The 14,892-nt window shown below is 66.5% G+C and carries 12 protein-coding genes; 10 read left to right on the forward strand and 2 right to left on the reverse strand.

Going from position 1 to position 14,892, the window contains the following annotated elements; translation table 11 throughout:
- Nucleotides 1-68: 68 nt before the first annotated feature.
- On the forward strand, nt 69-875 hold the full coding sequence (locus AB0I79_RS47380) for an SAM-dependent methyltransferase (protein ID WP_357888302.1): 807 nt from the start codon (nt 69-71) through the stop codon (nt 873-875).
- An 8-nt stretch (nt 876-883) separates the two neighbouring features.
- Here the strand turns inward: AB0I79_RS47380 and AB0I79_RS47385 are convergent, their stop codons facing one another.
- Nucleotides 884-3,742 (reverse strand): BTAD domain-containing putative transcriptional regulator, encoded by a 2,859-nt coding sequence (locus tag AB0I79_RS47385; protein WP_357888305.1) that lies wholly within the window; start codon nt 3,740-3,742, stop codon nt 884-886.
- Nucleotides 3,743-4,065: 323 nt separating this feature from the next.
- Here AB0I79_RS47385 and AB0I79_RS47390 point away from each other — a divergent pair, with 323 nt between their 5' ends.
- Complete coding sequence (locus AB0I79_RS47390; protein ID WP_357888308.1) at nt 4,066-5,025, forward strand: hypothetical protein; 960 nt, start codon at nt 4,066-4,068, stop codon at nt 5,023-5,025.
- A 662-nt stretch (nt 5,026-5,687) separates the two neighbouring features.
- Here the strand turns inward: AB0I79_RS47390 and AB0I79_RS47395 are convergent.
- Complete coding sequence (locus tag AB0I79_RS47395; protein WP_357888311.1) at nt 5,688-7,793, reverse strand: NB-ARC domain-containing protein; 2,106 nt, start codon at nt 7,791-7,793, stop codon at nt 5,688-5,690.
- A gap of 157 nt (nt 7,794-7,950) precedes the next feature.
- Between AB0I79_RS47395 and AB0I79_RS47400 the strand changes: the two genes are divergently transcribed.
- From AB0I79_RS47400 to AB0I79_RS47435, 8 genes are all read left to right on the forward strand, one after another.
- On the forward strand, nt 7,951-8,391 hold the full coding sequence (locus tag AB0I79_RS47400) for a hypothetical protein (protein ID WP_357888314.1): 441 nt from the start codon (nt 7,951-7,953) through the stop codon (nt 8,389-8,391).
- A gap of 233 nt (nt 8,392-8,624) precedes the next feature.
- Nucleotides 8,625-9,947, forward strand: coding sequence for a Scr1 family TA system antitoxin-like transcriptional regulator (locus AB0I79_RS47405; RefSeq protein WP_357888317.1), 1,323 nt, complete (start codon nt 8,625-8,627; stop codon nt 9,945-9,947).
- Between the two features lie 90 nt (nt 9,948-10,037).
- Complete coding sequence (locus AB0I79_RS47410) at nt 10,038-10,847, forward strand: SAM-dependent methyltransferase (RefSeq protein WP_357888320.1); 810 nt, start codon at nt 10,038-10,040, stop codon at nt 10,845-10,847.
- 872 nt (nt 10,848-11,719) lie between these two features.
- Entirely contained in the window at nt 11,720-11,863 is a 144-nt protein-coding gene (locus AB0I79_RS47415; protein WP_357888443.1) for a pentapeptide repeat-containing protein, read from the forward strand.
- The gene (locus AB0I79_RS47420) at nt 11,863-12,159 is read left to right on the forward strand and encodes a pentapeptide repeat-containing protein (RefSeq protein WP_357888323.1); all 297 of its coding nucleotides are present in this window, start codon (nt 11,863-11,865) and stop codon (nt 12,157-12,159) included. The genes AB0I79_RS47415 and AB0I79_RS47420 overlap by 1 nt, the downstream gene beginning before the upstream one ends.
- Before the next feature lie 539 nt (nt 12,160-12,698).
- Complete coding sequence (locus AB0I79_RS47425) at nt 12,699-13,532, forward strand: hypothetical protein (protein WP_357888326.1); 834 nt, start codon at nt 12,699-12,701, stop codon at nt 13,530-13,532.
- Nucleotides 13,533-13,634: 102 nt separating this feature from the next.
- Nucleotides 13,635-13,916, forward strand: a complete 282-nt coding sequence (locus AB0I79_RS47430; protein ID WP_357888329.1) for a hypothetical protein — start codon at nt 13,635-13,637, stop codon at nt 13,914-13,916.
- Between the two features lie 405 nt (nt 13,917-14,321).
- Entirely contained in the window at nt 14,322-14,876 is a 555-nt protein-coding gene (locus tag AB0I79_RS47435; RefSeq protein WP_357888332.1) for a hypothetical protein, read from the forward strand.
- Nucleotides 14,877-14,892 lie beyond the last annotated feature (16 nt).

Here is a 14,892-nt window from a genome sequence, read left to right on the forward strand (position 1 = left end):
CACCGCCAGGACTCTACGATCATGAGCCGGGTCCAAAGATCAGCAAAGCACCGTCACTAGGGAGCACCGTGGCTGACGATCCCGTCTCCGAGCCAGCGCCGATGTCCGTCTCGCCTGCCCGGCTTTACGACTACCTTCTCGGTGGCACGAACAATTACACGGTCGACCGCAGGGCGGCGGAGGAGGCCCTGAGACACAACCCGAGCCTCGCCACGCTTGCCCGGGCCAACCGGGCGTTCCTGATCGAGACCGTGCGCTTTGTCGCCCAGCAGGGCATCCGCTACTACCTGGATGTCGGTTCGGGCTTGCCTACCGAGCTGAACGTGCATGAAGTCGCGCAGAGTGAACAGCCGAGCGCCCGCATCGTCTACGTCGACAACGACCCTGAGACCCTTGCCCACGCTCAAGCGTTGATCGAGGGCGATGAGCAGACCGGGTACATCCTGGCCGACATGCGCGACCCGCATGGTGTCCTGACCCATCCCGAAGTGGTGCGGCACCTCGATCACGCGCAGCCGTGGGCTCTGGTGTTGTGCGCGGTGCTGCACTTCGTTGCCGACGCCGACGACCCCTACGGTGTGGTCTACCGGTACATGAGCGAAGCGCCCCCCGGCAGCTACATGGTGTTCTCGCACGTCAGCACCGATATCGACCCGGACCTGTTCGAGATCATGAAAGCCTCCAACTCCAGCCTGCGGGTTCCCTACAGCTACCGCACCGTTGAGGAGATCGCCCGCTTCTTTGCCCAGCCCGGCTGGGAACTCGTCGAGCCGGGCCTGGTGGATGTGCAGAGGTGGCGCCCTGGGACAGCGCTCGAGAACTACCCCCGCTACGGTGCGCGTGTTCTGGGAGGCGTGGCGCGGAAGGCGGCGTGACGGGCGGCTCAGCAGGTCGTGCGCACCGGAGCAGGACGGGCCGAGAGCTTGGCGCGGCATCGACCGGCGTGCTCGCTCCTGCCCTCGGCGTCGCACAGCGCGGCGGCCCGGGCGTAGTGCTCGTCGGCGCTGTCGTGGCGGTTCATGGCTGCCATGGCGTCACCTGCACCTTCCTCGGCGTGGGCCTGGCCAGCCCGGTGCCGCGCTCGGCGGCTCAGCTGGGCGGCACGTTCGAACAGCGCGAGTGCCTCGCGCGGGCGGTGGGCGGCGAGCGTGACCTGGCCCAGGGCGAGCAACGCCATGGCCAGGTAGCCCTGATGGACGGGCCTCGCGGCCAGCTGTTCAGCCGCGGCTAGGGCCTGGCCGCCGACGTCGAGCGCCCGTTCATGCTGCCCTTGATCCCGGGCGGCCAAGGCCAGGGCTCGCAGCGCCAGCAGTTCTGCGTGGGCATTCTTGGCGGTCCAGGCGATGTCAAGTCCCCACTCGGCGTCGGCTTCGGCCTTGGCCAGGTACTCAGCACGTCGATCGCCGGCATCAGTGGCGACGGCGATGCGGCGCCAGCAACTGGAGCGCAGCGCCAAGGAGCGGGCCAATCCGTGCCGGTCGGACATGGTTTGCCAGACGGACACACACTGATCCAGCAAGGGCAGCGCGCGGAAGACGCCGCCGGTGCGGTGCAGGATCAGCAGCGCGAGACGGTGGCGTGCCTCCGTCGCCCAGCGAGCGTTGACCGGTTCGACGACCTGCAGGACTCGCCGCCACATGTCCTCGGCTTCGTCATGGCGACTCTGCCGAGACAGATACGAGCTCACACGCAGAGCCAACCCCATCGCGTGCAGGTGCAAATGCTGATCGCAGGCGATGCGGACCGCGTTCAGCAGGTTGCCGACCTCGACAGCCAGCCAGCTGTCCGCATCTTCCATGATCAGCCGTCGCGCGGGCTCGGGACCGAACATCGACAGGGCTACCGTTGAGGACAAGGGCGGATGACAGGGTGCACGAGCGATGTGAGCGTCAGCCAGGCTGACCAGTTCCAGCCAGCCCAGCAGCAGGCGATAGATCGCAATATCGTACTCGTCGGGCAGGGCGGCCAACCGCTCAGCTCCGAAGGCACGCAGCAGATCGTGTTGGCAATAGCGCCTTTGCCCCAGCGCGTCGGCTGCGACGGTGGTCAGCAGGCTCTGGCGGGTCAGCATGCCCAAGACTTCCTCCACCTCCTCCACGTCGCTGCCCGGCCCCAGCATCAGCATCGCGACCTCCCAGCTCGCGAATCCAGCGGGCCCGAGGAGGGAGACCAACCGGAAGATGCGGCGGGCCTGGTCCGGCAGCGCGTCGTAGCTGTCGCTGATGCTCGCCTCGACCGCCACCTCCTCGGTGGCGAGCATGGACATCCGGCGTTTGCGGAGCTGGTCGGAGAAGGTCCGAAGCGGCCAGTCCTGCTGGGCCGACAGACGAGCTCCCGCGACTCGGACGGCGAGAGGAAATCCGCTGCACAGGTCCGCGATGTCGGCGGCCGCCGCAGGATCGGCCTGCAGGCGGTCGGCGCCGATGATGTCGCCGAGCAGGCTGAGCGACTCGTTCTGGTTCAGCGGGCCCAGCCGGACCGTACGGATGCTGATTGTCGCGGTCAGATGCGAACGGCTGGTGAGCAGGACGGCGCAACCCGGGGTGCCCGGCAGCAGCGGGTGAGCCTGGTGCATGTCGCGGACGTCATCGAGTACCACCAGAACGCGGCGGCCGGCCAGGAGCGAGCGATACAGGGCGGTCCGGCCGCTGACCGTGGCGGGCAGCGTGTCCGGGGAGGCGCCCAGCGCGGCCAGCACCTCCGCTTGGACCTCTGCGGTGTCACGAGGTCGCTCCGAGGTGCCAGCCATGTGCACGTAGATCTGCCCGTCGGGAAAGGCGGGCCGCAGCAGGTGCGCGACCTGAAGCGCAAGGGTGGACTTGCCCACCCCAGGTGGTCCCCAGATGGAGGCGAGGGGCACGCCCGTCGCCGTCGCCGACAAATGCCCCTTCAGGAGCTCGATCTCCGGGACGCGGCCGGTGAAGTCCGTCACGACCGGCGGCAGCTGGGCGAGCGGCAGGTCAGCCGCCGGCGCCGACGGGCAGGGTTCAAGGCTCACAGTCGGGACGGGCGCAGTCAGCTTGTCCGCTGCGATATCGTCACGCAGCTGACGAAGTCGCGCCCCGGGTTCGGCTGCGGTATCTCGTGCCAGCAACGTCGCGATGGTGTCGTAGCGGTGGAGAGCCTCCACACGGTAGCCCGCCCGATACAGCGCCGTCATCAACAAGGCGTTCAGCGGCTCCGACAGCGGGTCCTCAGCCAGCTCCTTGCGGATCTCCGGCAGTAGCTGGTGGTGCTCGCCCAGCAGTAGCCGCGATTCGAGCAGAAGCTGTTGTGTCACCTTGCGCTGCCACAACAGTTCCTGACGCCAGGTCGCCAGGCGGAGCGGATCGTCGGGCACGTCCGCCAGCGGCGGATCCCCCCACAGATCAAGGGCCTTGCGCAGACAGGGCACCGCGGACCGGTGATCACCTGCCGAGATGAGCTCTCGGCCCTGTTCGGCCAGCCGGCGATACTGCTCAAGATCGAAGGTGTCGGCGGGGTTCAACTCGATGCGGTAGGCGTGCGCCCTGGCCGGAGGAACCCGACCGTTCAGCAGGCGGCGAAGCTGCGACAGGGCGGTCTTGAGGCTGTTCTCCCGTCCCACGGCATCTCCCCAGACCGCCTCCATGAGCGTTTCTGCTGACACCTCGCCGGGCCAGGCCAGCAGCAAGGCGGCCAGCAGCGGACGCCGGGTCCGCGGGATGGGAACAGGTGCTGCGCCGCCGTGGACGCGCAACGCTCCCAAGATCGCAAACTGCATGTCGCCCTCCTTCCGCGCACGTCGGGGCGCCGCTGTAGGCATGGCATCCGCGTCCGGGAACACCCCGGCGTTGAGCCGCAAAAGCACGCCGGCCTCAGGAGCCGTCGATTGCGAGCAGGCATGAAGAAGTCGATGTGACCACTGTTGTTCCGGAGGCTACAGGGGTCCTTGTTTTACGCTCCTAGAATTGTCGTCAGGCGATCTCGTGTCAACTATTTGACAATAGATCATTCACGCTTTTGAATCGAAGCCGGGAAGCACCGCATGCCGCTGTCCCGCCGGGCCGGGCGAGGTTCCGGCCGGCAGCGCAGGAGGAGAGTTCCATGACGGTTCACGATCGGTCCGACACGTTCGTCCTACCTCGTCTGAGCTGCCCCTTCCCTGTGGCCATCAGCCCCCACCTGACCACCGTACAGACCGGCACGCAGCAGTGGATCGCCACCTATGAGGTCCTGTCGGCCTCGCAAATGCGTCATTTCACCCGCGCGCTCTACGGTGAGCTGGCCGCGCGTGTCTACCCGTATGCGCGCCTGCCCCTCCTGCAGCTATGCAGCGACTGGCTCGCCTGGCTGTTCGCCGTCGACGACGTCATATACGAAACCGACGAGCTCCGCACAGTGACCTCCATCCCGGAATGTCTGCAAGTGTTGAGCGGCGAATCGTCTGGCCGATCGGGATTCGGACGGGCCCTGGCCGACGTCCGTACCCGCATCGCCTTCGTGGCCACCCCAAGCCAGGTACACCGGTGGGTGGCCGCCACCCGCGAGTACCTGCTGGCCCAAACGTGGGAACTGGCCACCCGAACCTCCGACCACGTGCCCTCGCTGGAGGCGTACCTGACCATGCGGCGCCTGACCGGCGCGATGGCCACCGTCTACGCACTGATCGACGTAGCGGCCGAAGCACCCCTCGACGCCGAGCTGTGGTCCGAGCCGATGGTGCGCTCCGTCCGCCACCATGCGATCAACGTCGTGGCGTGGGACAACGATTTGATCAGCTGGCGCAAGGAGAAGAACGCCGCCAACGGCGTCAACAATCTCGTCGCGGTCATGGCCGCGACCGGAGGGCTGAGCATGCCGGACGTCGTGGACAGGATCATCGCTATGCGCGAGAAGGCCGTGACGGGTGTCGTCGAGCTGGGTCAGCTCCTGATCAGTCGGCAGGAGGCACCCTTGACCGCCTTCGTCCACGGATTACAGGCCTGGATCAGCGGGTCGCTGGCTTACTCCATGCACAGTCCGCGGTACATGTCCGACACTGCGCCAGCCGGGGACGTCGCCTGATCAGACGCGCCTCTGAGACCGCGAGAGGCCCTGTCTTGCAACGTCAGGGAGGGGATTCCACGATCGACCAGGGCGTGTCGATCAAGATCTCGAACTGCCACTAACGAGGCGGCTGTCACCGACCGCCATTCGTTGGGTCGGTTAGAACATGGCGGAAAAGGTCGGACGCGATAACGCGACGTTCGCTGTTTCCGCAGGTGGCGGTGCCCGGTAAGTATCCCTGGCAGCCAACTCTTGGTGCTGCTGGCGGCGTACGGCCAGCAGCAGCGTCACCGCGGCGCCGACGCCAGCACCGGCCGCCAGCGTGGTCCGTACGGCCTCGATCTGCGTGGAGACCTGCTTGTCGATGTCCAGTCAGCCCACGTCCTGTAGCAGCCAGGCGCTGGCGCCCCAGACCGCCGCGCCGACCAGCAGCGCGGCTGGAAGAGCCCACCACCACATCGAGCGCGGCAGCCGCAGGTCTGGTGGGCGGGCTGACGGCTTTGGAGAGCGAGAGAAGGCCCATAACCCATTCCACCCCGCCGGACCACGCTTGCCGAGGCGAACGCTCAAACCGTGAACAGCCACGAAATGGCGGCTGGTGAATGCCGCGTTACCGGCACCCCATCTCCCACCGAGCGATCACTTTCATCGCCGCCAGGGCGTCCCCGGCTGGCACCTTCTCAGCGGGAGATAAGATCGAGAACATCGACTGATGTGGGTGCGCCAGCCTCTCCCAGCGCAAAGCCGATCCCGTCGGTCAGGCTCAGCGAGGCACCGTAGGAGCGGGCACGCTGGTAGGCCTCCTCCCCAATGAGACTCTTGACCAGCAGGGTGCAGCGGGTGTGATCGTCGGTAAACGGGGGCGATCCCATCATGGGCAGGCCGTACTCCCGCCAGGAGACGTCGGCGACGCCTTGCAAGACCGCGGCCGTGGACGGCGGGTATCCCGCGTGAACCACCAGCTGGGACAGCGCCTCCAGGCACAACACGATCCCGAGCACATCCTGGAATCGCTGCTTGATCTGCAGCGCGGCGTGCAGCGAGACGATCGCGTCGTTCGTCCGATCGAGGGATCGGTAGGCGAGCGCCCGCACGTACAGAGCGTAGGACCTGAGCCACAGTTCCCCGGTGTCCTGGCAGTGCCGCAGACACTGGGCCAGCAGCGGCAGCGCCCTCTGTGGATCATCCCGCATGATGATCGACAGGGCGAGCTCGACGACGGCCGGCAGCAGACCGGGGTTGAGATGGCCGAGGTCGCCGCGCAGGTACTCCAGCGCCTGGCCCAGATACTGCCCGGCGCTCTCAAGGTCGCCCGCCAGCAGCGTCGCGGTCCCGAGCATCTTCGTGGCGACCACAACCCCTTCCGGGTAGCCGATGGCGATGGCCTCCTCCCGGCATCGCACGGCGGCCGCGGTGGCCCGGCCGAGATCGCCCTGGGCGTTGGCGAGGTAGGCCTCCGTCCACAGCACGGCGCAGCGTGTCGTCGATGGCACGCTGTTGACCGCCAGGGCGTGCTGGAGGTGATGCCGCCCCTCGGCCGAAAAGCCGCAGGCGACCCAGAGCCACCACAGGCTACTGACCAGCTCCAGCCCACCGGCCGCCTCGTCCGGGCTCGTCAGGCTCCAGTCCACTGCCACGCGAATGTTGGACAGCTCCGCACGCATGCGTTGAAACCAGTGCACCTGCCCGGACCCCGACCACGCGACCTCACCGCGGCGGGCCAGATCCAGGTAGTAGTCGCGATGACGGCGGTGGACCTGGTCGCTCTCGCCGAGCTCGCGCAGCCACATCGCGCCGTAATCGCGTACGGTGTCCAACATCTGGTAGCGACCGCCGCTGTCGTGCCGCAGGATGCTCTTGCGAACCAGCTCGCCGAGCACGCCGGCGATGAGCTCGGCCGATGGCCTGCCCCCGCAGACCGCCTGAGCGGCGTCAGCGTCGAAGCCGCCGGCGAACACCGACAGCCGGGCCCACAGCAGCTTCTCAGCCGAGGTGCACAACTGGTGGCTCCAGCCCAGAGCGGTGTACAGGGTGCTGTGCCGATCTGCGACGTTCTGGTCGACCTTGTGCCACACCTGGCCGCGTCCGATCTGGGCAAGGATCTCTGGCAGTGACAGCTGCTGCAGCCGCGCGGCGGCCAATTCCAGAGCCAGCGGGACGCCCTCGAGACGCCGGCACACCTCGCGAGCCACCGGCATCTCGCGCGGGCTCACCTCCACGCCCACCTGGCGGGCCCGGGCGATGAACAGCTCCAGCGCCTCGCCCGCGTTCTCGTCCGTCTCGCTGATGCACATCGGCCCGACCGCGACCAGATGCTCCTCAGCGAGCCCAAGAGGTACACGGCTGGTGGCCAGGATCCGCAGGCCCGGCGCCGCATCAAGCAGCGGGGCGACGAGGTCGGCGACGGTGGGGTGCAAGTGCTCGCAGGTGTCCAGGACCAGCAGCAGGTGGCGCTGGCGCAGGTACTCGATGAGGACTTCGTGTACCGCCCGGGCCGAGACATCCGCGAGCCCGAAGGCCTCGATCACCGCAGAGGTGAGGAGGTCGGGATTGTCCAGGGCCGACAGCTGCACCAGCCAGACACCATCGGGGAAGTCGGCGCGCAGCGCGTCCGCGACATGCAAGGCGATGCTCGTCTTGCCCATGCCCCCGAGGCCGTAGGCGGTGACCACACGCGATTGCCCGATGGCGCGGGCGGCGCGGGCGCATACCTTGCCGCGGCCGATCAGTGCCGGGACCGGGCGCGGCAGATTGCCCTGATGGCGATCCAGCCATTGCAGCCCCATGGGCGAGCACCTCCCGTACGGTTGGAGCCGTCGCACCTCACCCGGCGAAACGGACGTAATGAACCGAAGCGATCCCTTTCGAGGCTGGCAAGATCACCGGTAAAGCGCTAAGTTGCGGATCAGGGACCGTACATGCTGACGCAGGAGGAGCCCCCCGATGGCCGTACCGGTGTCGCCTGCGCGCATGGCGGCGTGGCTGGACGACCTCATGGGCGATGACTGGGACAGTGTGCGCGCCCTGTCGGAGGCGATCAAGAGCGACAACGGCGGCCAGGGCCCCAGCCACCAGACCCTCATGAACCTGCTGGATCCCAACCGGACGACCAGGGTGGAAGAACACACCATCGCCGCCATCGCGGCCTTCTTCCGGCAAGATCCCCACAGCGTGGAGCGGGCACTCGGCATCACCTTGAGCCCCAGCAGCCAGGTCGTGCTGCAGGTCAATCGCATCGAGGGCCTGCGCGAACTCGCGATCCTGGCCGCCCAGCTGCCGGCCTGCCAACTCCTGGAGATCCAGGAGAAGATCCGCCAAGCGGTGGCCAACGGCGCGAACCAGGAGCCCGCCTCGACCGCGCCCGTGCCGCGCGACTCCGCCTGACGCGCCCCTTGACATCCTCAACTTGATCTCAGGCAGGGGAGCGATCTGGCCGATGCCGTGGCAACAGGTCACCAGACTCTCCCTTGAGACGGGCGGACAATTCGGTTCTTTACGCTCTTGTCAAGGCGATTCGATCGTGCCGTCCCAAGGTTTGTCAACCCATAGAAAACAGTGTTCACTGAACGTGCGGTCGGTTCACCTGTTCGCATTCCGCAGAGAGCCTTGGAGGCGTCGTGGGCACCTTCGCCGAACGGTTGGATCACGCTCTCAGTAGCTGCGAGTTTCCGGCCCAAGAAGTGCTGCGCCAGCTCGAACTCCGTCACGACCTCGTCATCAGCAGGAGCTATCTCAGCCTGCTCCGCCACGGGCACCGGAAAACACCCAGTCCGGAACTCCTCAAGGCCCTTGCACAGACGTTAGACGTGTCCGTGGGCTGGCTTGTCGGAGACGACGTACCGCGCGCGCGAGCACCGTTGCCACCGCCCGGAATTGCCTCCGCGGAACGCATCGCCGCCGACTACATGAGGTTGTCCACCACCTCCCAGCGCGCGATCGGCCACATGCTGCAAATGATGGGCCTGGCCGAAACCGGTCAGCCCCTACCTCCACCCGCCGGCGGACGGGCGCCATCGCCGGTCACCACCAAGGCGGTGCCACACCACGTTCCAGGAGTCCATCCCTTCTCCCCGCTGGAAGCGCACCAGGCCCGCATACCACCTCAGCTGGGCAACCTCCTTGGGCAACGACTTCTGCACCTGCGCCTCAGAGTTGAAGCGTCGATGTCGGACGCTGCAGCGGTGCTCGGAACGACCGCCTCAGTGATCGAGGAGTTCGAGGCCGGGACGCAGGCCGTTCCGCCACACGACCTGGAGGTGCTGCTGACACGGTACGGCGTCACCAGCAGGCCGGAGCGCCGACTGGTGATGGAGGTGGCGCGCGGCAAGCACGGCGGGGCCTGGTGGCTTCCCGCATTCAGCATCATGCCGCTGTGGTTCGTTGCCATGCTGGCCGCGGAGAGCGACGCGCGTGTCATCCGCGGATACGGCGCGGAGGGTGTGCCAGCCCTTCTGCAGACCGAGGACTACGCTCGGGCCGCACGGCAGGCGGCACACCACCCCGAGCCCGCGACCGAGCAGGTCGAGTTGGCCGTGCGGCTCGTCATGGAACGCCAGAGCCGCACCATCGACTCAGGCGAGACCAAGCTGTGGATCATTCTCCGCGACACCGCGCTGTACCACATGCCTGGCGGGCGGGACATCCAGGTTGACCAGCTCACTCACCTCATTCACCTGGCCAAGCAGCCGCGGATCGCCTTGAGGATCAACGGGCGAGGCCGCGGCCGGTATCATCCTCGCGGAGGATCGTTCACGATCTACCAAGGGCCTGGCCCGGTTCAGGTGTATGTGACGGAGCTGCATCGAGATTCCGTGTTCGACGACCTGGCCGATGTCGATCCATTTCTGGCCGCGCATTATCGACTCGACATGTCGGCCGAATCGCCCGAACGCACGATTGATGTGCTCAGTGGAATTCGTGATCAGATTTCCCGCTGGTGATCGGATACTTTTGCTGCCCCGGGCAATCGATCATGCAGGTTGCGCCCCCGCAGCGCACATCAGGAAACCCGACGATTCCTAAGGACCCCCATGACGCAGCCACCATGGACCGAAGCCATCAAGCCCCACCAGCCCAGCGTCGCGCGCATCTATGACCTCTTCCTGGGCGGTAAGGACAATTTCGCCTCTGATCGCGCCGCCGCTGAAGCAATCAAGGAGAAGGTGCCCTATTTCCAGCCGACGGTGAGGGAGAACCGACGCTTCCTGCAGCGCGCCGTCCGGTTTCTGACCGACGCGGGTGTGCGGCAGATCCTCGACATCGGCACCGGCCTGCCCACCGCGGGAAACGTGCACGAGATCGCCTCACAAGCCCGCGTCGTCTACGTGGACTACGACCCCATCGTCGTCCACCATGCCAACGCGTTACTGGCCACTGAAACCGACCGCGTACGCGTCGTCGCCGGGGATGCCCGCTGGCCAAACAACATCCTGACCCATCCCGACGTGAGAAATTTTCTGGAGTGGCGGGAGCCCATCGGCCTGCTCATGGTAGGCCTCCTCCACTTCGTGACCGACGATGACGGTGCCCACGACATTGTCGAGCAGTTCAAGGCAGCCCTCGCGCCCGGAAGCTACCTGGTCATCAGCCACGGCACCTACGACTACAACCCCCCGGCAGAGTGGGTGCAGACCGTCCAGGATCAGTACCGGCCGAGCAACGCCGAGCCCTTCATGCGGCCGAAGGAGCAGGTCGAGCTCTTCTTCGCCGGGTGCGACATGGTCGAGCCCGGCCTGGTCAACGCCACGCAGTGGCGTCCCGACGGTGAATCTGAAGGTCTGCCGCCGGAGCAGATTGCACTGTACGGCGGCGTCGGCAGAATCCGTGCCGACGTCTGGTGAGGCTGTAGGATTCCGCGATCCTGGAGTACGCGCGGTTAATCATTAGCGTTGTCCCGCAGATCCTGCCGCTTGGATGCGCACTGGAGTGCATGACCCACGAGTCGGCGACAGAACACGACCAACTCGCTGTTGCACGGCCCTCAGCTCCGAACGTGTCCCCAGCCGCCAGGTAGCTGATCTATGGGTGCCATCGGAATACGGGCAGAAACGGATCGCAGGGGCGTACCGCTGGCTCTAGTCGTGGACCTCGATTCGGGTCACGGTGGCAACCGTGAAACCTGTCTCTGTGGTGGTGGCCGCGGCCGGCGTAGTGCTGGTAGCGGGGATCGTCTGGGTACTGGGCCCGGGGCGCGCTGGATACTTGAGTACGTGGACGGAGTGGCGATCGGCGGCCCGGCCGGGCTGGCCGGCAAGGATCTGGCGGCAGCCCTGGACGCCGTGCGCGGCCGGGTGCTGGCCGTGGCCACCGGTCTGGCCGCGCTGGTCGCGGTGTTCTACATCGCGCGCAACGCCGACACCGCGCGGCGCACCTTCCAGCTTGGCGAGCGCGGCCATGTGACCGACCCCTACGGCAAGGCCGTTGAGCAGCTCGGCAGCGACCAGGCCCCGGTCCGCCTCGGCGGACTGCACGCCCTGGAACAGCTCGCTCAGGACAACTCGGACCCCGAGCGGCCGCCATCGCTGGCGTCTGTACGCTTCCCGGTCGCGATCCTCACGGAGAGCGCCAGGTCCGCCTGGCTGCCCAGCGCATCCTCGCTACTCACCTGCGGCACCAGGACCCGCCCACCCGCCGCTGGTGGCAACCTCGCGGCGGCGATCCCAACGCCCGCCTCTGGCCCGGCATCCGACTCGACCTCACCGGCGCCACCCTCATCAGCCTCGATCTGCGTAAATGCCGAATCAGCGATGCCCTGTTTGACGGGGCGGCCTTCACTGGCAATGCCTGGTTCCGTAATACGACCTTCACCGGTATGGCCGGATTCAGCAGGGCAGTGTTCGCTGGCCCCGCTGAGTGATGTTCACCGGTAACGTCTGGTTCAGCAACACGACCTTTTCTGAGGACGTCCGGTTCGACGGCGTGACCTTCGCCAGCAACGTCGGGTTCGAAAAGGCGACGGGGTTGGAGAGAGCAGCTTTGACCGGTGCGCGAGTAGCGTCGGCGGCCGAAGACACCTGGCGAGTGTGGCCGCCAGATTGGCAGGAGGAGCCAGGCGGGGCCGAGTGGGGAACATTGCGCCTGGCAGCGACGTCACCGGCTGGTGGGCGACGTCGCGGTCCGGAAGGTGCCAATCCGACGGAAGAAGACGATTGACATCTTGGCGAGCACCGCGACCTGCAGAAACGTGCAAGATTGCGTTGTTCCGCCATGTTCGACGCAAGCGTGGCGAGTTGCTCGACACCGAGGACCACGCTGATGGCATATGCCGTGCGCGTCGAGCAGTTCGCCACGGCTGGGAATCGGTAGTGGCCGCCACCCCGCCCGTAAGGAACGCCAACCCGGGAAGTGAAGGTCGGCGCGCGGATCCCGACGAGGACTACACGGTCTTCCATGCGACCCTGACGTGACAGCAACCGGACCACAACCGCGCCAACACCACCGCCGTCTACGGTACCGGCATGATCCACTACGGCCCGCCCAATACCCCCGGCCTGCCGCGAGTCCCTTCGTCCTCCACCTCTTCCTCCCCCCCGAGGCCTGAGGGACTCCCAAGATCCCGCAAGAAACTCGGCATCACCCACCAGCACGCAGCCGCATCGCCTGCCGCGTATGCGGCGCTGATCCCGCGTCTGCCCTCCAGTAGCCACGGATCGCCCCCGCACACGCTGTGGAGCGTGTCTCCTCTGGCTCCAGTGCACCTCGGCCTGGACAAGCTGGTCATCCTCCAGACATGGCTGATCGAAGCTGGAGCCGAGCACACGGTGCTTCTCGCTGACCTGCATGCCGCCCTGTGCGGAGGCGTCACCCCTGCTGCCATCGAGCGGCGAGCTGACTGCTACGAGTACTACCTGACACAGGTGTGTGGAATGCCGGCCACCATTGTGCGGGGCAGCGCCTTCCAGCACTCCCCCACCTACCAACTGCAGCTGGCGCGGCTCCTGGACAACGGAACCACCCTCCGGGCGGACGCCAGCCCCGAAACCCTCGCCAGGGCCGCCGCCATGCAGACCCTCGACCCTCGCTTTCTCGGCGTCGACGCCGTCGTGCTCGACCAGGACGGCCCGACCTCACTCCCCTGCCCGGTAGACAGGCACCAGGGCGGCGACCGTCCCATCCCGATCTACACCCCGCCGCTCTACTGCACCACCGGCCGGCCCCTGTGTGAAAGCACGCCTCACACCCGCATCACCATCCACGACAACCAGCACGAACTGGCCCGTAAGGTCAAACAGATGTATGCCCCGCCAGCCGGCCACACGCTGGCGCAAGGCAGCGTCAATGCGGTGCTGGAGTACTTCCGCTGGTCGGTTTTCCCCTGGGTCACCGATGCCGTCCCTGTGCACATGACCGACGGCGGCTACGCCTTCTTCACCTCCTACGCAGACCTGGAGCTCGCCTATGCCACGGGCGGCATCCAGCCCAGCGACGCCAAGACAGCGCTGCTGATCATGCTGTCGGCCAGGTTGCAGAAGATTCAGGCCCACCTGCCTTCCCTTCCTGGCCCCGCCTCAGACGCCGCGCGATGAAGACACGGAGCACCAGCCAGACCAGCCGACACGCTACGCATGTCGACTCCCGGGAATGTCGAGCACGGCCCGAGAACCCGCCATGTCAGACGGAGATCCAGCATGGTCGAGGACGCCTTGCACCTGACCCATCACCTGCTTACGCCCTCTCCACCTCCTGCGGAGCTGAACACTCAGGGACTGGCCGATTTCCTTCGCGGCTTCTTCGGCCCGCTGTTCCTGGTCACCGTCTCGGTGGTGGCGTTGTTCTTCCTGTTCACTCGCGAGATCACGCGATTCGTGCAGTTCCTGGCTGTGGCCATCACCATCGGGGTGATCTTCTACGTGCCGAACATCATCGAGATTCTTGCCAGGGGCATCGCCGGCGCCTTGGGATTGACATGACCCATCCCCTGCGAGCAACTCCCAGCGTGCTGCCCCGGCACCGGGGCAGGACGGCACAGGTTTGGCCACGACCTCCTTTCCCGTCCCGGCAATTCCGAAGACCCGGCGCACGATCATGGCCGCGCAGAACGCCTGGCCTCTGATCGGCTGCACGGGACTCGACAGCCTGGCCGAGCGCCGAGATGACGATCGACGTGCGGGCTGGCCTGCACGTGTCGTCAGGGGGACAGCCATCCGGGCCGGTAGGGACTTCATTGGCTTCCGCGATCAAATACGAGACATTCGTGTGACGGAGTGCTGATCCCATGGAACTGCGAGCAACCATACGAATCGCCTGCGCGGCTCCTCGCAATCTGATTGTTTGTGCGCTACGGTCTCGATCATCAGTGATGGGAGGGGATAGCGATGGCACAGCTCAGCAAGGGACAACGGGATACGTCGACGTTCGCGGTGCCGTCCGAGCTGAGGGGCCGCATCGAGGATGCTGGGAAGCGCCATGGCTACACTCAGTCCGGCGTCTACCTGGCCGACCTCATCAGTGCCTTGCATCCGGAGCAGCGCAAGGATCCAGAGCTCGCCGCGTCCGTCGAGTCGGCGATTCCGATGTTGCTGGGATCCGCACAGGTGCCGAGGTCCAGCGGGAGGCACGTGTTCACGTTCCGTACTCCGCTGGGTGTGAAGCCCCGTATCAAGTCCGCGTACAAGTCCTACGGCTATTCCCGCATGACGGCCTACCTCGTGACCTTGATGAGCGCTTTGCATCCCGAGGAGCAAGAGGACGGTCACAGCGACAAGGCTCACGGCGGCCACGGGCTGACGCCCGAGGCGGCTTACTCCCTCGTCAGCGTCCTGCTGAGCGGCGGCGTCGACACTTCGGTAGCGAATGTCCGATCCGCTTATCAGCAGCAGGCGTTGCTGGACGCCTACGACGCCGAACGTCCTCGGCAGACCGCCGCTTAGACCTGCCGGCACTCCG

It is taken from the genome of Nonomuraea sp. NPDC050202 (genome assembly GCF_040656115.1).
In the GTDB taxonomy this organism is placed as follows: Bacteria; Actinomycetota; Actinomycetes; order Streptosporangiales; family Streptosporangiaceae; genus Nonomuraea.